We start from the raw sequence: 18,902 nt of genomic DNA on the forward strand, positions 1-18,902 counted from the left end.
GATCAAAGCGAGTTACGTCTGATCAGCTTCGTGGGCAGTACTTCATGTACCGCTTCCCGGGTGAGCACTGCCTGGGCAGCGCGTTTTCCCATATCATTGAAACTGACCGAATACGTGGTAATACCATTGCCAACGAGCTCTTTTACCGGCTCGTCATTATGCGAAAGTATACCAATATCCTTACCCGGTTTAATTTTTTTCGCAGTGCAGTCCCTCAGGAGGTTCCAAAGCTCTGCGTTATCGTTAATATAGTATACCACGCCCTTCTCTACTGAACCGGGTTCGTAGCTACGTAAGACTTTTCCTTTGATATGATGTTCCTTAATGAACCGCTGGAAAGACTTAACAATTTCGGGCGGGAACAGAGAGTCCGGATTATGAAAGAACAGCATCTTATCGAACTTTTTGATCACATCAGCCAGTTGCTCAAAGATGGCGTAAGAGGATTTCTCAAATTCCTGCACGACATACTGGAAATCTCCTTCCAGCGGCTCATAACGGTCGAACATCAGGAGCTTCTGACGCGGTATTGTGTTCAGCAGCTCTCTTGTGCGGGGATGATGAATGGGTGAGATTGCGTACATTCCATAGTGGCGGTTCCTTACCATGGAGAATACGGTTTCGAAGACCTCTATGTTACCGTGATGGAAGAATACGTCCAGGTGTACGTTAGGCCCCAGTTCGTTCCGGAAACTCTTGTAGAACTGTTCCTGGAAGGTATCGATCGTATACATGAGCAATGCCACCTTGAGCGACTGCTGGGTGTTATCGTCAGAGACGAAATACCCGAGCCGGTTCTTGGCTTCAATGAGACCACGGTTCTGCAACTCGCGGTAACCCTTGATCACCGTTTCCCGGGCATAACCCAGACCTGAGATCATGGCATTCACTGAAGGCAAAGGATCGCCTACGGAGATGATCTTCTCATTGATGGCATTGACGATCCCTTCTACAAAGCGCTCATGCTTGGAGTATGAAGGTATTTCGTCGAGCTCCTGTATCTTTTCAAAAATCGTATTCATTCCTACAGGTTGATTTTTCTATTAGTGCTTCCCAGCTATTCGACAGCTTCCAGCTCCAATATACTACTATGTAATTTAATTGTCGTAAATACATCTAATCCCACTTTCATCAGGTAATCACCGGAATAAACTTTATCGTTGAAAGCCTCGTCGGGACTTTTCCCCGGCATCAGGTTGATCTCCTTCACACGATACTTAGCTGCGGGGTTCAGGCCCTGGCACTGTACGGACAGCAGGTTCTCTCCGAAACGGGGATGAATATCATATGCGTACAGGATGGCCTGTTTCTTTGACTCGCTTACATACATGGTAGCGGTGTGATTTCCTTCGTATGGGGAAACAAGTCTGTACTGATCGCCGCTGAAATTAATGTTTTTTATCCGGTTATACGTAGCTACTGCTGACTGGCAGAAGGCCTGTTCATCTTTAGGCAGTTCTTTTATGTTGAGATCAAAGCCCAGTTTGCACTGCATGGCTACGTCCACGCGGAACTTGATGCTGGCATCATGATTCCAGCTGGTTACGTGGGCTGCGATGGATTTGGACGGGAAGAACTGGGAATAGCCCCACTGGATAAACAGACGCTCGATCGGGTCCGTATTATCGCTTGGCCAGAATTCAGTGAAGTAACGGAGTCCTTCGTAGTCTGTACGACCTCCACCACCGGAGCAAAGCATCATCGGCAGGTTAGGATACTTCGCCTTGATGCGGTCCAGCACTTTGTATAAGCCACGTACGTAGTCGATGTACAGGTTATTCTGACGATCTTTCAGGTAAGGCGAATAGATGTTGGTGATCGGGCTGTTACAATCCCATTTCAGATAGGCCAGCTGTGGGTTTTCTGTCATGAGATGATCTACAACACCGAATACATGCTCCTGTACTGCCGGATTGCTGAGATCCAGTACCAGCTGGTTACGGAAGTAATAACGCTCACGGTTAGGCAGCAGGATCACCCAGTCAGGGTGTTTTTCAAAGAGCTCACTTTTAGGATTCACCATTTCTGGTTCTATCCAGATACCGAATTTCACACCGGTTTTGGTGGCTGCCTTTACCAGTGCAGGTACACCATTGGGCAGCTTGTTAGCCGTCGGCTGCCAGTCGCCCAGGCCCTGTGTATCACTGTGACGGGGATATTTATTACCGAACCATCCGTCATCCAGCAGGAACATATCTGTACCCAGGAATTTAGTTTCTTCTATAAGGCCTTCCAGTTTTGTTTCATTGAAATCAAAGGCGGTAGACTCCCAGTTGTTCAGGAGGGTAAGGCGATCGCCCTGTCCGTCTTTCAGCTGGTTGTTACGTGCCCAGCGGTGCAGGTCACGGCTACCTTTACCGGTACCCTGGTTGCTCAGGGTGAAGATAAAGGAAGGCGTCGTGAATACTTTACCCGGATCGAGCGTATAATCTGATGCGAAAGGATTGATACCGGATATCACACGTAGGTTGTTCTCGTTATCTACTTCGAAGGTGAAGCGGAAGTTGCCGGTCCAGGCGAGGGTGCCCATCAGTACCTGTCCTTCGTTTTCACGGGGCTCTTCATTCAGGCCAACTGTAAAGAAGGGAGATACGTGTAGGTCAGCCCTGGATCCCAGTTTGGTGTCGATCTCCTTTTTACCGAAGTTCAGCTGGGTAGTGCTCATATTCACTTCTTTCGCCCAGTCGCCACTGAACTCTGTCAGAAAGTATTTAGCGCGTTTCCAATATAGCATAGACGATGCATAACGGTTGATATTCACCGGCTGCTTTTCATTGTGGCTGATCTCAGTCCATGACTGGATGATATTATCCTTTGCATAGGCCCTGTAGTACAGTTTCACCTGCACAGGGTACAGCTTGTCTTTTAATGTGATCACGGTTTCAGTAACACCTTCCGCTACTTTCTTTTCACTGTGTGAAACGTACTGCAATACGGTGGCCTGGTTGCCATCGTTATGCCTGATACCAAAGGCCGGCTCGAAGTAAGTTTCTGTACCGGACACAGGGTATACTTCCCATGCCTGTCCGTCACTTTTGGATTTCATTCTAGCGCTGAGATGCGTATAATCATCCGGAGATGACAGACGTGGTCCCAGGTACAACTGAAAGAGACGGCCGTTCTGAGCGGTCTGCAATACGAGTTCTGTCTCGTTGGTGGAGATATGAATGGTCTCCGCCTGTACTGCTGTAAGGGTTACAACAACCAGGAAAAACAAAATGGATAATATCTTCTTCCTCATTGATACAATTTATTGCTTGCTTTATTTGCTATTGATTTTCAAAAAACGAACGTCTTTCGCCGGGATACTGATTGTGCCGGCAACGTCAATGTCGGTATGCGACCAGAGGTCACGTACGGTATAACGCTTATGTGGATCGAGTTCCAGTCTTTCCAGTGGCAGCTGCATGCTACGGGCATTTTCCGTATAGTTAAAGACTGCGTAATAGGTATTACCTTTCGCGTCAGTAAACGTGAACTGGTCTTCGGAACGCTCTCCGGTGCCTTCAACCGGGCGGAAGCTATGGCCCATAGCAGCAGCGTTCACTTCAGAATTAGTCAGGAACTGTTTAGCTTTAGTCTTGCCTTCTTCGCTGCCTTCCTTACTGAAGTCATCACCGGAAATAAATAGTCCGGTGATAACCGCAGAAGTAACACGAGCGCGGTTTTCCCCTTCTGAAGCCTGCTGCAGCACCACATGATCTGCATCATTGAAGCGGTAGATCCTGTTGATCCACCAGCCATAGGAAACCGCGTTGAGGGTGTACTCAGTATCTTTAATCTTGTTCCAGGCGTCGCAGGCTATACGTCGGGACTGGGCATACTGAGCAGGGAATATAGGCGCAATGGAGAGGTTGATATACATATCGCCGAAGTATTTATCGAGCAATTGCATACCATAGTTGTACGCCGAGATACCGGATCTTATCCGGGGATTATGCCATTTATCTGCATTTATAGCGCCATGCGCCATAAAGTCAACTTTTACATACTGGAAGCCACAACGGTGAAAGAGGTCGGATACTTTCTTCATACGCTGTTCAATAGCCGGATGAGTAGGATCTATGGCATAAGCGCCGTCCAGGTCCTGCGGCTGGCCGTTGGCATATAAGTAGACGTCTTTGAATTTATACTGAGGCGCTTCTTTGATATCTCGTTCCGGGTTTTTACCCCAGTCTGTGAAGGGCGTCCAGTAGATGCCTGCCATCTGGCCATTGGCCTTGCAGTGCTTTACAAAGTCTTTCAGCTGTTCTTCTGTGAAACGGTCCCAGCCTGAGTCCAGACCTATCACCAGTTCTCCGTCACCGTTTACGAAATGATTCGGCTGTAGGTTTTCATGGAAGAAGTCAGATACTTCCAGTGCTTTCTCATAGCTGATCTTGAACTGCAATACGCCCCAGCTGTTCCATCCCATCGGCACTGCCTTTTTCCATGCTCTCGGAGGAGTGATGGTAGCATTGGCTGCACCATAAGCATCCATGCCAGCACGCCAGTCGTTGAATACACCGAGCATTACTTTAGGTGATTTGATGAGATGGCCTTCACGCGCGCCATGTGGTACGATGTCGCGGGTGGTGGAATCTGCAATACCTCCAAAGCAGGTCAGTGTATATGCGGCGTTTTCTTTGTTCATGATCACAGCTGATTTCCAGAAGTCATGTTCTACTGAACCTACCACTACCCCTTTGCGGCTATTGCCATTGAAAACGGCGGTAGCTTCATAGCTGGTAAGTGTCGTGAAGTTCAGCGGGTGAGATTGAAAACGGATCCATTTATCGTTGTCAAATGGAATGAACAGTGCGCGGTTGTCGCCGTTGCCTAGTACGTTTGAAACATCTGTCAGAATCACCGGCGCCATGTAATTGGAGGCGATGTTGCCTGAAGCTGCTTCCAGTGTAAAGTCGGTAAGCAGGTAATCTTTACCAGGGTATTGGTAGAATGACTGTACCAGGGTGGGTAGTTTATCATTCTTATAAGTTACCTGGATCAGCGTACCTTTTCCGAATGCATCTTTCAAAGATCTTACTGATTGTACACCACTAGCATAATCCTTTGTAGTGATCAATTGTCCGTTCCATTTGTAGGAAGCATACAACTGAAAATCGACATTACCTGCAGCCCGTGTAAGATGCAGTGTTTTATTGTGTTTGTCGTACACGATCTTCCAGTCGGCGGGTGCAGCAGCATGCACTACACTCAACCATAAAAGCGCGGCCACCGCCAGTAGCATGTGCGGGGCGATTCGTAGTATCTTCCTCATAGTAAAGATAAAAGCAGGTCCGCTGCCTGTAATCAGCGGACCTGCCCCATTTAAAAGTGACGATTAATGATAGCCTTCATTCTGATCAGCAGGTGTAATATCGCCATTCAGTTTCATTTCTGTATCCGGAATCGGTAATAGTACATTGAAAGCCTGGATGGTTCCTGACTGTTTTGTCCATTTGTTACGTGCTTTCACATACTCCACATACTTACCGGTACGGATCAGGTCTATACGGCGCCAGTCTTCCGCAAACAGTTCACGCATACGCTCATCCATGATGGCGGTACGGAAAGCGTCCTGTCCCATGGTAGTCCATTTTCTGGCATCAGGCAGTGTACCGCCCCATGCACGTGTACGAACTTCATTCACTACATTTACTGCTTCTCCAGTACGGTTTAGTTCATTGAGACATTCTGCATAACAGAGCTTAACATCTGCCAGTCGTAATACCGGAATGTTCTTACCGGAGTTCCACATGTTATTGATCTTATTGTCTGCATGTTTGTCTGTGCGGAAGTCTTCATACTTCTTTACGTGCGGCAGCAGCTCATCGTAGTCATTACCCAGGTCTTCCCATTTGAGCGGGTCCAGGTTTGGGGTCTGGCCATAGTAGGTAAAATCGTAGCGGATGGCTTCGTACCTGCGCTGATCGCCTGGTTCCCAGATACCACCGCTATCTACAGAAGAGTAAGCATACTGTGTAGGTACGATCTTATCGTATCCGGAATAGTAGCAACCATCTCCGAAGAATGCCTGTACTGCACGTGAACCTATCTGGAACTGGATCTTGTTATTGTTTGGATATACAGGACCGAACTGGAATTCCAGGATGGCTTCTGCTGTATTTGGCGTGTTGTAATCCCACAGGTTTTTATAAGGCACCAGGGAATAATCGCCCATCATCTTTTCAAAGCAGGCAGCTGCTTTGGAGAAGTCGCGCAGACCTGTGCTGACAGGTGCAGACATATACGCCTTACCCAGCATTGCCCAGGCAGCACCGGAGGTAGCGCGTCCGGCATCGTTGGTCTTAGGACAGTTGTCTGCTGCACGTTGCAGGTCAGCTATGATGAAGGCCCATACATCTTTCAGTGGTTGGCGGCGGAAACCCAGTTCAGCTTCATGATCCAGGTCGCGGATAGGAATTTCGCCCCAGTACATGGCCAGTTGAAAATCCAGGAAGCCACGGATAAAGGAAGCTTCGCCTACTAATTTCGCTTCACGGGAGCCAGGGGTAACAGGCGATGAGCTCAAGCCTTTGATGATCCTTGCGGCTTCATTCACAATAGGCCAGCGAATCGCCCACTGGTTAGCGAGATGGGCCAATGTGGAGTTGAGGTTACCGTCGTAGCGGTCCAATCCTCCTTTAGCAGCATCGCTCTTCATCTGCAGGGCGCCCTGCTGTGTTTCGTCGGTCCCCATCATCATGATAAGTCCCTGTTCATCCGTACGCACTGCTTTCCAACTTGCGTAAGCACCTTTCAGACTTGTTTCCACCAGGTTCACGTCGGAGTATACCTGACTTTCATCAAGTTTGGTCACACTCTTCTCGTCGAGGAAGTTGCTACAGGAAGCAGAGAACATTGCAAATCCTGCTACCAGGCTCCATGTTAATATATTGCGTTTCATAATGATCTAACAGTTGAAGTTTAAAAACCTACATTCAGTCCAAATACATACGATTTAATCGGAGGATAACCGTAGTCGCCGGTTTCCGGATCCATACCCTTATACTTCGTAATGCAGAACAGGTTGGAACCGGTTACATAGAAGCGCAGGTTATTCAATTTCCAGCTGCTGAGTGTTTTTCCTGGCAGGGTGTATGACAGTGTCATAGCTGACAGTCGCAGGAAAGATGCATTCTGGAGAGAGTAATCCAGTTCGGATGGAGCGTAGCGGTTATAGCTTGTATTTGCGATCACACGAGGAATGTCAGTATTGGTATGCTCTGGAGTCCAGCGGTTCAACAGGTCAACAGTAGCCATACTTTCACCGGTGCTGTTGATCAGACCTTCGTAGTAGCTACTGATCTTCTTAGCGCCGTAAGAGTATGTGAACATGGCGTTCAGGCCAAATGACTTATAGTTCAGGTTAGTAGAGAACCCACCATAAAATTTAGGATCTGTCTTCGCTACTACTGTTCTGTCGTATTGGTCTACTACTTTATCGGGCACGCCGTTAGGACCGGAGATATCTTTCGCAAAGAGATCACCCGGATTTACGGTCTTACCGTTGTAGTTTATACCATCCCATTCTTTACGGTTAGATTCCTGTGCGATACCGCCAGAAACGTATGTGTAGACAGTATGCAGGGATTTACCAAGGAAGACGTTGTTTTCACGCTGTATCACGTTCTCATTGATATTATAGATCTCGGTAGCATTACCATAGAGTTTTGTTACCTTGTTCCTATCGAAGGAGATGTTTCCGGACACTGTCCAATTCCAGTCTTTCTTCTGTATAACCTCACCGGTTACAGAGAACTCCATACCCTTATTATTCACCCGACCGATATTAGCCCACTGTTTGGTATAACCGGTAGTGGTAGCCAGCGAGCGGTCTAACAACAGGTTGTCATTATTGATATCGAAGAAGTCGGCGGTGAAGAGCAGTCTTGATTTAAAAATGCCTAGGTTCAGACCGATATTGCTCTGTTTCTGTTTTTCCCATGTGATGTTCGGATTACCGCGACGGCCGTCGTTAGCGATCAGGGCATTGCCATTATCGATCCTGGAGCCGTAGAGTGTCTGGTAAGCATAATTGCCAATATCCTGGTTACCTACCACACCATAGCCCACACGCAGTTTTAACTGGTCGAAGAAGGTTACATCTTTCATGAAATCTTCCCTGGTGATATCCCATGCAGCAGATACTGATGGGAATACACCCCAACGGTGTCCGGCAGCGAAACGGGAAGAACCATCGTAACGGGCAGTTGCTGTTAAGTGGTATTTGTCTTTATAGCTATAGTTCACGCGACCGATGAAAGACATCAGCGAGTAAGCATAGAAGTCAGAGCCGAGTACTGATTTCTCGATAGCTGCAGCGCCACCCAGGTCATAATATCCGAGGTCATCACTGGCGAAGCGGTCGCCCTGTGCTTTGGTATAGTTAGAAGAACGTTTGCTGGAACTGGTACCTGCCAAAGCTGTGATCTTATGATCATTTGCGATAGTCGTAGTATAGGTCAGGGTGTTGTCCCATTGCCAGTAAGTGTCGCTCCATCTTTCATGTTTAGCCCGTGCATCACCGTTGTAGTGACGTACTGCTTCCTGGATGTTGTGCGGTGTGAATTCGAACCAGTCCTGTGCACCGTAGTCCAGTGAGTAGCTGGAACGGAAATCCAGGCCTTTTATCGGATTGATATTAATATAGTTGGCAGTGGTTACCCGATTACGTGATCTGTCACGCTGCATCAACAATGAGTTGAAAGGGTTGAAGTCATTGTTATTCTGCTCACCGTGAGAACGGTAGTAGATGGTCAGGTAGTCGTACGTAAAGCGTGTAGCCGGATCGCGGTAAGGCGCATAGTCCAGCAGCGGGTTGGCATTCAGGGCCTTGCCGTATACGTCATCAGAAGGTATCTGATCGTTGGTGCGGGTGAAGCCGGTGTTGGTACCTACCTTCAACCATTTCTTCACATTGTATTCTGCGTTGAAACGGCCGGTGTATTTATTCTGTTTGGTATTGTCTACCACACCTTTGTTACCTGCATAACCGAGGCTCAGATAGAAGACGCCTCTGTCGGTACCACCTGAGAAGCTTACGGCATGGTTCTGCTGGAAACCGGTGCGGGTTACCTGGTCCAGCCAGTTGAAGCTTTGGTTTTTATTGTGAGTATCGAACTCCTGATTGGAGAAGGCGATATTCGTTTTCATCAGCGTGTTATCGATATAATCCTGGCGATTGGCATTCGGATTATCTTTCATGTAACCATTCGCATAAGCGTCGATGCGCAGATCGAAGAGCTGTTGTGCGTTCATGGTTTTAGGGATCCTTGTGAAGTCGGAAGTACCGAACCATGCGTCGTAGGTTACGAGACCATCTCCTCCCCTGCGCTGGCCTTTCTTAGTGGTGATCACCACTACGCCGTTGGCACCGCGGGAACCGTAGAGTGCTGTTGCCGATGCATCTTTGAGCACCTGGATAGAAGCGACATCGTTTACGTTCACGGCATTAAAACCACCCTGGTTGTTTTCCATGATCACACCGTCTACTACATAGATAGGGGTAGAACCGGCGTTGATGGTATTCAAACCGCGGATCCTGATGGTGGCGTCATCGCTGGGACGTGTAGGCGCGCTAACGAATACACCGGCAGCGTTACCTTGTAATGCCTGGTTGATGTTGGTAACAGGTCGCTCGAGTAATTTCTTAGAATCTACTGTTGCGATGGAGCCGGTCAGGTCTGATTTTTTCATGCTGGCGCCGACAACCACAACTTCATCTACCATGGCGGTAGCCTGTTGCATTTTGACGTTCAGTGCTGTTAAGCTGGTGAAGGGTACGGTTTGTGTTTCGAAGCCTAGAAAGCTGAATTCCAGTGCACCTTTGCTGCTTTCTGAAGCAAGGGAGAAGCCTCCATCGATGTTAGTAACGGTACCTGTTTTAGTACCTGCCAGCTTCACCGATACGCCGGGAAGCGGCTCTCCTTTAATGTCGGTGACTTTACCGGAAATTTTGCCACTCTGGGCGAAAACGGACACTGAGCCGGTCAGCATGGCTATGATGCATAGGAGCGACCATAGCCTCTTGAAAGCATTTTTTACATGCATAACGTGAAGCATAAAGTGTTTGTAATGAATCTTTATAATGCTAGTTGACAATCGCCAATAAACGTGAAATTCGCATTTTCGAACGTGTCCCCTTGTGTCAGAATGATGCTACTCAACTTTTAAGTCGTTGATTTCCAGTATAATCCTTTAGACTCTAGTTGGTTTGTTCTATTCTGGTCTACTCAACAAATATAGGGTTAGTTTGGAATAAACAAAACGAAATTTTTATGAATGGTGTGGTGGGGGAATGGGAACGATCCCGATGCGAGTCATTGCTTGGCTTTGATTTCCGTAATCTCCACCTGGAACCGCCGCTGTTTTAGGGTGGCCGTTGCGTTCATGGCGACCACAGTTTTCATCCTTTGAACAGTGGTTTGACTATGTCGGGATCATTCCGCATTCTATGAGATGTGTGGAATGGAAGGATGCGTTCTCAGGGAGCTTAAACTGGTTGTTTGAATAGAAGTACAGAAAGGGTTTAACTTTAACCATCACTGCGGCTGTATCGGATAGTTTGTTGGCTATGATATTTAACTGATTCGTTGAGGTCCATTTTCCGTATTGGAAAGGGACCAATACATCCAGCATGAAGCCTGTTTCAGCTTTGTAATTGATGTCTGTTCGTGTTAACAGGATTGCATTGGGTTGTATACGAAAGAGGGATATATCGGGTTATTTCCTTTGTACCAGGTGATGGTTGCAGACTTGTCTTTCCATTGAAAGCCCGCTGAAATGTCGTTGGAGGTAGTAGGGTCAATGTGGCATAGGCGTCAGGGTATGAAATGGTATATATAGCCGTAATATAAATCATTTTCGAAAAATGTAATATTTATATTTCGCAGTTACGATGATATACCCGTCAGATAACTACTATAGGTTGCCTTTTTTCATTTCATTGATGGCATGGGTAGCTGCTCTAGCCGTAAGCGCCATGTACAGCAGGGATGGGCTTTGATTGCCGGTGCTTGTCATGGCGGCACCATCGGTCACGAATACATTTTTACAGTGATGTAGCTGATTCCATTCATTCAGCAGGGAGGTGCGTACATCTTTGCCCATTCTGCAGCCTCCCATTTCGTGGATGTCCAATCCGGGAGCCTGGTGATTGTCGTGCTGTTCGATGTTTTTACAGCCTGCTTTGTCCATCATTTCTGCGCTTTGGGTCAGAAAATCTTTGATCATTTTTTCATCGTTATCGTCGTAATCTACTGATGTGATGAGTAAGGGTATGCCCCATTGATCTTTTTTGTCCGGGCTTAGTCTTACGTGATTTGTTTCTTTGGGGATGGTTTCTCCCTGCATGTACATGTAAGTGCGCCAGCCGCCGGGCTCTGTTAAGGCTTCCTTATAGGCGGCGCCGATTTTATTTTCTGACAGGTCTCCGTTGGCACGTGGACGGTAGGCGCCCATGAATGTGGTGAAGCCGCCGACATAATCGGTGTCCTGCTGATGCAAATTGCGATAGTTAGCGATGATGGGTTCTGTGGGATTGCGACCGTAGTAATATTTATCTTCCATGCCATCCATTTCGGCGCTGACGGATGCACGGTAGTTATGGAAAGCTACATATTTTCCGAGGAGGCCGTTATCATTTCCCAGACCATTGGGGAAACGATTGCTGATAGAGTTCAATAAGACCAGGTTGGTATTCAGGGCGGAGGCATTGACGAATATGATACGTGCGAAGAAGTCGGTTACTTCTTTTGTGTTGGCATCAATTACGCGGACACCGGTAGCTTTTCCTTTTTGTTCGTCGTAAATGATAGAGTGCACGACGGAGAATGGCCTTACGGTTAAATGACCGGTTTTCTTCGCCCAGGGGAGCGTGGAAGAGACGGAGCTGAAATAAGCACCAAAGGGACAACCACGCATGCACAAACTCCGGGCCTGGCACCTGGTCCTACCCTGCTGCAGATGTAGTTCCTTTGGTTCAGTCAGTTGTGCCCAGCGTGCATGTACGAGGTGGCGGTCTTTATAGTTTGCCTTGATCTTCCACCGGATCTCCGCTTCTACGCAGTTCAGCTCAAATGGCGCCATGAATTCTCCGTCGGGCATCGCTTCTATGCCGTCGCGGGTACCGCATACGCCGATGAACTTTTCGACGTGCGAATACCAGGGAGCTATTGTATCGTAGTTAATGGCCCATCCGATACCGTAGCCGTAGCGTTCAGGGGCGGTAAATTCGAAGTTACTCCAACGCTGGCAGGCACGCCCCCAGGTCAGGGATTTTCCGCCTACCTGATAGCCCCGGATCCAGTCGAAAGGCTTTTCCTGGATGTAGGGATGGTCTTTGTCTTTTATGAAGAAATGAGCCGTGTCTTCTCCAAATCCGGCAGCCTTGCTAATCAGCGGATTCTCCTGGAGAAACTCTTTGGACATTTGTCCGCGGTGCCTGAACTCCCATGGCGCCATAGTGGCGGTGGGATAATCTTTTATATGCTCTATATTACGGCCTCTCTCCAGGACCAGCGTTTTTAGTCCCTGTTCGCAGAGTTCTTTGGCGGCCCAGCCGCCGCTGATACCGGAGCCGATGACGATAGCGTCGTACGTGTTTTGTTGAGTACCTTTTGTATTAATGAACAATGAATTAACGGACATAATGTGGAATCAGGTTGTTTTATGAATACGAACTCTTCCCTTATGGATTTAGCGGGTATCAATAAATTTAAGGATTTTAGGCGAATGGGTGGAGGTCGGGGGAGGATTGCCGGAAGTATGTCTTATACATGGCGTATACATGCTGCATACGTGGAGTTGATGTGGTGTTGAGCTTCTCCTGTGTAATTACAATAAAATCTAATGGGAGATAGTGTTGGGATAGCATCTGGCAATGGCTGGGCTGCTCCAGGGTATGCTGTAGCTATAGAAATGTGGTATGGGCGGGTTGTGACATTCAATGGATGTGTTTACTCAGCAAAATAATCGCAAATGGCCCTGGGGGTTATTCCCGTTGAATGATAGCAGGATGCATGTGATTTGCGCCTATTTCCGGCGCTGGTATGGTCCACCAGGGGTAAGCAGGCTTATTGCCGTATTCCGGTATTTTTGGTGTTGCTACAGCGATTATATCTGCAGCCAGGTATTGCCTGTTGCCCGATGGGCCATTTTTGTGCATGCCCTGTACCTGTAAGGTAATCACCAATGTTCCTTCACCGGGGACATTCAGTGGAAGGTCAGCTCCGTTGAAGGGCTCGCGGGGGTTTATCGTCAGTATCGCCGTTGTTGTGCCGGTGACGTGATGCGTATTGAAATCAATACGTGCTGCGATCACTTTTACTTCGAGCGTGGTGATGCCCTTGTTATGAGCAAGGGTTTGCCGGGGGATATGCAATACTTCATTTCTGAAAAGCCTCGGTGGTACGGTAAAGAAGCGATCTGTTCCCGTATGTTCATTGAAGCGGAAACCTATTATTGCTTCGTAATTGCCGGCCGCTTTAATCAATAGCTTGTTCAGGCGATTGATATGCCCGATATCGCAGCGGATGTCAAGGTCGCTGTAAAAGGTTCTACGGATCAGGGCAGCCTTGCTGCTGGCAATGCCAAAGCGTTGGGCAGCGCGGCAGGTGGCGGCAGTTTGTCGTACGAATTCAGGCCTGCTGCGCAGGAAATGCTTTCCGTTGCGCTGGTAGCCTATAACATCGCGGAGTGCACCGCTGTAGGGGAAAAGTGATTTTTGTCTGGCCATTTGTAAATAATTTGCGATAATATAAATTTAGCACTGTCGGGGGAAGGATGGCTTGGGGGGACAAGGGGATTATCCACAATTTTGGGGTTATTATCCCCCTTTTTATGGTACTATGGGGATGTGACCAGTCTTCATATCCCGGGCATCACTTTTGAGGTTAGGTACCTGAACGTAAGTACGATCTTATCCTGGGGTATCAAAACCGGTTTGTAAATGTCAGCTGAAAATAACAATGACAAATCCCTTTCGGGGAGTGGCAAAATACGTCCGGCGTATTGGTGGTCGCTTGCCATTTTTATCCTGCTGCTTATCCTTGTTATTTACTATTTCCCGGAAATCAGGAAAGAATTAAAACTTCTTGAGAAGGTAAATATTTACTGGTTGTCGCTTGCTATTTTCTCACAGCTCATGACCTATTTCTTCAATGCGCTGGTTTACTTTTTCCTGTTAAGGGCGTTTAAGCAGGAGCGTTTGCCTCGTCTGGGAGCGCTTATCAGGGCTTCTGTTATTTCATTGTTTTTCGACCAGGTGATGCCGACTGCCGGGATCAGCGGGAAGACCTACATTTTCGGTTTTCTCGGACGGTTTAATATAGCGGCTGCGAAAGTGATTACGCTGATAGTGGCGGAGCTATTAACGTTTTATGCTACGCTTGAAATACTAATAGTATCTCTGCTTGCGGTTTGTCTATTTCATGACAGGATACCTTATGTTTTTAAGATTGTTTTGCTGGCAGGTATCGTGGTGTACCTGGCTATTGGCAGTGCGGCAGTATTTGCGGGCAGGAAGCAATTTATTGACGGTCTTTACAGGAGGCTTTCCAAAGTAAAGTTTCTCAGGAAAATACTTGATAAAGCTGCGAGGAAATTGAGGCAGCAGGAATTTCAGGGAGATGAGGCTGAGTTGTCAGCATTTCTGCAGGGTAATAAAAAGGACGTGTTCTGTGGGTTTGTGGCGCAGCTACTTGTTATCATAGCTGATGCGTTGACTATATTCACGTTGTTTGAAGGACTGGGTGTACACATTTCTGCGTTTAATGTACTATTGTGTTTTATATGTACTAAAATCGTCTCTACCCTACCTATTTCACCAGGGGCGCTGGTGCTGTATGAAAGCGGGATGACCTTCTTCTTTACGAGTCTGGGGCTGCCGCTAGGTCCCAGTGTTGTTGTTACGCTGCTTTACAGGCTTTTATCTTTCTGGTTTCCTATGCCGGCGGGTTTTATATTGTACAGGAGCTGGCTGAGGGAAAAGGGTGTTTCCTATGCGGGGAAATAAGGCACTGGTAATCTGAGCGCCTGTCATCCCTTTTATCGGGGTGTTGATAAATTTTAACTATTTTAATCGAATATATTATCGGAAATTAAGCATCTGCACATTGGAAATAGCGGCTGATTTTTGATTTGATGATAACCAGCTATTCAGGCCCTCTTTCAAACAGGTAAAATAATTTCACATCAATGGAACATAAAAAGGATCTTTCCAGAAGAGCATTCCTGCAGCAGGCGGGGATATCTGGTATTGCTTTGACTATCGGTTACTACTGGCCGGCGATAGGAAAAAGTGCAGGCGAGATTGTTTGTGCGGATGATGTGACAGAGTTAATGTCGTGGATATCAATAGATGTTACGGGTAAGGTGACCATCTTTAATCACCGGTCAGAAATGGGACAAGGTACCTGGCAGGCTATCCCGCAGATTATTGCGGAAGAACTGGAGGTAAGCATGGACCAGGTGAACATTCAATATGTAGCAGCCCATCCATCTAAATATGGGCCGCAGCCAACGGAAGGGAGTTTTTCTGTACGTGGCTGGTATCAGCAATTACTGCGCGTTGGTGCTTCTGCCAGGGAAATGCTGATTGAGGCGGCGGCAAAACAATGGCGGGTCAATCCGTCTGAGTGTTATGCAGAAAATGGAGAGGTGGTTCATCGGGGAACGGGGAAAAGGCTCAGTTATGGTGTGCTGGTAAAAGATGCTGCCCAATTGAAGCCGCCCGTAGACGTTAAGCTAAAAGAACGTAAAGACTATAATATAATTGGGAAGCCTTTACATCGTAAGGATGCTGCACTTAAAACCAATGGAACAGCGATGTTCGGGTTGGATAAGAAGCTGCCTGGAATGTTGTATGCGGTGGTGGAAAGGAGTCCGAGGTTTCGGGGGAAAGTGAAAAGTTTTGATGACTCGGCAACGAGATCTGTCAAAGGTGTGAAGCATGTTTTTAAAGTGCGGCGGCCGGTATTTGATATCTGGTGCGAAGGCGTGGCTGTTGTGGCGGACTCCTTGTGGGCTGCCATGCAGGGGCGTAAACTATTGAAAGTGGAATGGGATGATACCGGGTTTGAACACCTCAGCTCTGAACAGATCCATGCCCGGATGCAGGAGGATCTGAATAAGTTCTCGTCGCCCGAGAGTTTTGAGACAGCGCTGAAAGATTCTTCTGCAGCCATAGAAGCTATATACGAAATGCCGTATCAGTCGCATAGTTGTATGGAGCCGCTTAACTGTATTGCGGATGTGAAGGACAATAGTATTGAAATATGGGGACCAATACAGGAGGCGACCTGGGTACAGGCGGATCTGAGTGAGCGACTCCATGTTCCTATTGCCAACGTGAAAGTGAATATGACTTTTCTGGGTGGCGGTTTTGGGAGAAAGGCGTTTCTTGATTATCCGCATGAAGCGGCGCTTATTTCAAAACAAATCAAAGCTCCTGTGCAGGTCATGTGGACGCGGGAAGATGATATGAGCGCGGGGCCCTTCCGTTCGGGGGCGTTATACAGATGCAGAGGTGGCGTGGACGCGCAAAAGAAAATATTTGCTTTGCAGATTGTCTCAGCTGCGCAATATTTCGGCGCGGGGGCGGATAAACATCCCGAACCACAGGTGTTAAAGGAGAATACCGGCGGGATAGCGGGCATTATTTACGATTATTATAAAACGGTGCCGCATTTTAGTTTTGGGAGTGTGCCTATTAAAGCACCTATTCCTACTATGTGGTGGCGGGCGCCTGGGGCTAATACCGATGCTTTTGCCTGCGAGTGTTTTATAGATGAACTGGCGCATCTTGCGAAGCAAGACCCGCTGGCATTCAGGAGAGCGCATTTTGCGTTCGGTCGTTATCAGGCGCTGGTAGATAAATTAGCGGAAATTAGTAACTGGAAGACGCGGCGAAAGAATGATGGCTGGGGTGTGGCGATTACGGAGTGTTTTGGGAGTATGGTGGGACAGGTCGTGAAGGTCTCCCGTTCTCCGAACCTCAGGATTGATAAAGTTTTTGCACTGATAGACTGTGGCTGGTATGTAAATCCGGATACCATCCGTGCCCAGATTGAAGGGAGTATTATCATGGCGCTGGGGGCAGCGCTCAATCATGCGACGCATTTTGAAGAAGGGAGAACGGTGGAAAGGAACTTCCACTCCTACCCTATGCCGAGGATGAATGAGATTCCGGAAATTGAGGTGCATATCATGGAGAATGATGAGAAACCGGGAGGGGTTGGGGAACCTGGGTTACCGGCATTTGCGCCGGCGCTGTGTAATGCGATATTTGATCTTACGGGGAAGAGGGTGAGGAAACTGCCGTTCAGACTGGAGGATTTGACGTAGAAGAAAAAAATTTGGGATTTTGAATATTTTATATACATTTGCAACCCGCAACTGAAGGACAGTTGCTTTGCCCAGATGGCGGAACTGGTAGACGCGCTAGACTCAAAATCTTGTTTCGGCAACGGAGTGCAGGTTCGATTCCTGTTCTGGGCACAAAAGCGGAAAGGTCGGAGATATCTCCGACCTTTTGCTTTTTAAGGTGGTCAAGATCCTATCAGCTTGACGAGACATACCTCACCACAGGTGCCACAACATCCTCCACCATAACAGATGCCTAAATTTCGGCATTAAACTCTTCTGAGATTAGGCACCTGAGTGATTCGTACTTACCTTCGAAGGTCCTTATCTGAAAGCTTTTGTCTTCCATATCTATGGGCAATAGGATGCTATTATGGTCATTCACCAAATTGATGTCACTTTAGTTTGCCAAATTTATCAATAATTATCAATCAGGTTACTACTTGGTAGAATCGATAAGGCAGCGGAATTGTTAGAACGTCAACCTAGCATAGTTGAAAGAAATTAGATGATTGGGAACTTTCATAGAATGAAAGTGGAATGGATTATAGAAGAGGATGATTATGACGATGACGATGAGATTTGGTTATAACAAACGCAGATTTGGATAAGCATGTTCCTCCGTTATGGCGGAGCTTTGTGATACCAAAAAAAATATTATGCGTGTTTTTGTTACCGGCGCTACGGGTTTTGTAGGTTCAGCCATTATTCAGGAATTAATAGGTGCAGGCCACCAGGTAGTGGGGCTTGCACGTTCAGAAGCTGCTGCCAAAGCGCTTATCACAGCAGGTGCCGAAGTATACCGGGGAAATATCGATGACCTGGACAGCTTACAGCGTGGAGCTGCTGCGGCAGACGGTGTGATTCATACCGCTTTCAACCACGACTTCTCAAACTTTAAGGCCATTACAGACGCAGACAGGGGCATTGTTGACGCGTTAGGCACTGCCTGTGCCGGGCCGTTTATAGTGACCTCCGCAATAGGGGTGCTGCCGCCGAGTACAAGACTGCTCACGGAAGAAGATATGCCGGGGGCCAGTATGAATAACCGCAAGGTTACAGAAGAGGCATGCGACGCAGTAGCCGCTAAAGGTGTAAGTGTTTCGGTAGTTCGTCTTCCACCATCTGTGCATGGTGAAGGAGATCATGGTTTCATACCTATGCTTATGGGCATCGCAAAGGAAAAGGGCATATCTGTGTATGTGGAAGAAGGGCTTAACCGCTGGCCTGCCGTGCATGTGCTGGATGCTGCGCGTTTGTACAGGCTGGCACTGGAAAAAGGCGCCGCTGCTGGCACCCGGTATCATGCAGTTGGCGATGAAGGAGTTACGTTCCGGGAGATTGCTGAAGTGATAGGAAAACATCTGAAGGTTCCGGTGGTGAGCAAATCAAAGGAAGAAGCAGCGGCACATTTTGGCTGGTTTGCACATTTTGCTGCTATGAATGTACCGGCAAGTGCTGCGCAAACACAGGAAGCTCTTGGATGGGCGCCCGTTCAGCCCGGACTTCTCGCAGATCTCAAGAGCTACAGCTACTTCTCCCTTAAATGAAATATA

At 47.6% G+C, this 18,902-nt stretch carries 10 protein-coding genes and 1 tRNA gene; 4 read left to right on the forward strand and 7 right to left on the reverse strand.

Features of this window, described 5'->3' with window-relative positions:
• Window positions 1–2: 2 nt before the first annotated feature.
• The 7 genes from BLR32_RS30110 to BLR32_RS30145 form a co-directional block, all read right to left on the reverse strand.
• A complete protein-coding gene (locus BLR32_RS30110; protein WP_089837722.1) occupies window positions 3–1,022 on the reverse strand; it encodes a GntR family transcriptional regulator in 1,020 nt (339 codons plus the stop codon).
• Between the two features lie 35 nt (window positions 1,023–1,057).
• On the reverse strand, window positions 1,058–3,241 hold the full coding sequence (locus BLR32_RS30115; RefSeq protein ID WP_089837724.1) for an alpha-galactosidase: 2,184 nt from the start codon (window positions 3,239–3,241) through the stop codon (window positions 1,058–1,060).
• 21 nt (window positions 3,242–3,262) lie between these two features.
• Complete coding sequence (locus BLR32_RS30120; protein WP_089837725.1) at window positions 3,263–5,260, reverse strand: alpha-galactosidase; 1,998 nt, start codon at window positions 5,258–5,260, stop codon at window positions 3,263–3,265.
• A 63-nt stretch (window positions 5,261–5,323) separates the two neighbouring features.
• Entirely contained in the window at window positions 5,324–6,889 is a 1,566-nt protein-coding gene (locus tag BLR32_RS30125) for a RagB/SusD family nutrient uptake outer membrane protein (protein WP_089837727.1), read from the reverse strand.
• A gap of 20 nt (window positions 6,890–6,909) precedes the next feature.
• Window positions 6,910–10,035, reverse strand: a complete 3,126-nt coding sequence (locus BLR32_RS30130) for a SusC/RagA family TonB-linked outer membrane protein (RefSeq protein ID WP_089837729.1) — start codon at window positions 10,033–10,035, stop codon at window positions 6,910–6,912.
• Window positions 10,036–10,905: 870 nt separating this feature from the next.
• Window positions 10,906–12,633 (reverse strand): GMC oxidoreductase, encoded by a 1,728-nt coding sequence (locus BLR32_RS30140; RefSeq protein WP_089837733.1) that lies wholly within the window; start codon window positions 12,631–12,633, stop codon window positions 10,906–10,908.
• 343 nt (window positions 12,634–12,976) lie between these two features.
• Window positions 12,977–13,720, reverse strand: a complete 744-nt coding sequence (locus BLR32_RS30145) for a hypothetical protein (protein ID WP_089837735.1) — start codon at window positions 13,718–13,720, stop codon at window positions 12,977–12,979.
• Window positions 13,721–13,933: 213 nt separating this feature from the next.
• Here BLR32_RS30145 and BLR32_RS30150 point away from each other — a divergent pair, with 213 nt between their 5' ends.
• The 4 genes from BLR32_RS30150 to BLR32_RS30165 all read left to right on the forward strand — a co-directional run bounded on the left by BLR32_RS30150 (window position 13,934) and on the right by BLR32_RS30165 (window position 18,896).
• Window positions 13,934–14,998 carry a lysylphosphatidylglycerol synthase transmembrane domain-containing protein gene (locus tag BLR32_RS30150; protein WP_089837737.1) on the forward strand — a complete coding sequence of 355 codons (1,065 nt, stop codon included), beginning with the start codon at window positions 13,934–13,936 and terminating at the stop codon, window positions 14,996–14,998.
• A gap of 182 nt (window positions 14,999–15,180) precedes the next feature.
• Window positions 15,181–17,328, forward strand: a complete 2,148-nt coding sequence (locus tag BLR32_RS30155; protein WP_089837740.1) for a xanthine dehydrogenase family protein molybdopterin-binding subunit — start codon at window positions 15,181–15,183, stop codon at window positions 17,326–17,328.
• A 69-nt stretch (window positions 17,329–17,397) separates the two neighbouring features.
• Window positions 17,398–17,481 (forward strand) — tRNA-Leu (locus BLR32_RS30160).
• Window positions 17,482–18,005: 524 nt separating this feature from the next.
• Window positions 18,006–18,896, forward strand: coding sequence for an SDR family oxidoreductase (locus BLR32_RS30165; RefSeq protein WP_089837741.1), 891 nt, complete (start codon window positions 18,006–18,008; stop codon window positions 18,894–18,896).
• The last annotated feature ends 6 nt before the right edge of the window (window positions 18,897–18,902 follow it).

It is taken from the genome of Chitinophaga filiformis (assembly GCF_900102545.1).
Taxonomy (GTDB): domain Bacteria; phylum Bacteroidota; class Bacteroidia; order Chitinophagales; family Chitinophagaceae; genus Chitinophaga; species Chitinophaga filiformis.

Excerpts from the sequence above, each read along its gene's own strand:
- BLR32_RS30110 (WP_089837722.1), bottom strand. The coding sequence starts at position 1,022 with ATGAATACGATTTTTGAAAAGATACAGGAGCTCGACGAAATACCTTCA.
- BLR32_RS30115 (WP_089837724.1), bottom strand. The coding sequence starts at position 3,241 with ATGAGGAAGAAGATATTATCCATTTTGTTTTTCCTGGTTGTTGTAACC.
- BLR32_RS30120 (WP_089837725.1), bottom strand. The coding sequence starts at position 5,260 with ATGAGGAAGATACTACGAATCGCCCCGCACATGCTACTGGCGGTGGCC.
- BLR32_RS30125 (WP_089837727.1), bottom strand. The coding sequence starts at position 6,889 with ATGAAACGCAATATATTAACATGGAGCCTGGTAGCAGGATTTGCAATG.
- BLR32_RS30130 (WP_089837729.1), bottom strand. The coding sequence starts at position 10,035 with ATGCATGTAAAAAATGCTTTCAAGAGGCTATGGTCGCTCCTATGCATC.
- BLR32_RS30140 (WP_089837733.1), bottom strand. The coding sequence starts at position 12,633 with ATGTCCGTTAATTCATTGTTCATTAATACAAAAGGTACTCAACAAAAC.
- BLR32_RS30145 (WP_089837735.1), bottom strand. The coding sequence starts at position 13,720 with ATGGCCAGACAAAAATCACTTTTCCCCTACAGCGGTGCACTCCGCGAT.
- BLR32_RS30150 (WP_089837737.1), top strand. The coding sequence starts at position 13,934 with ATGTCAGCTGAAAATAACAATGACAAATCCCTTTCGGGGAGTGGCAAA.
- BLR32_RS30155 (WP_089837740.1), top strand. The coding sequence starts at position 15,181 with ATGGAACATAAAAAGGATCTTTCCAGAAGAGCATTCCTGCAGCAGGCG.
- BLR32_RS30165 (WP_089837741.1), top strand. The coding sequence starts at position 18,006 with ATGCGTGTTTTTGTTACCGGCGCTACGGGTTTTGTAGGTTCAGCCATT.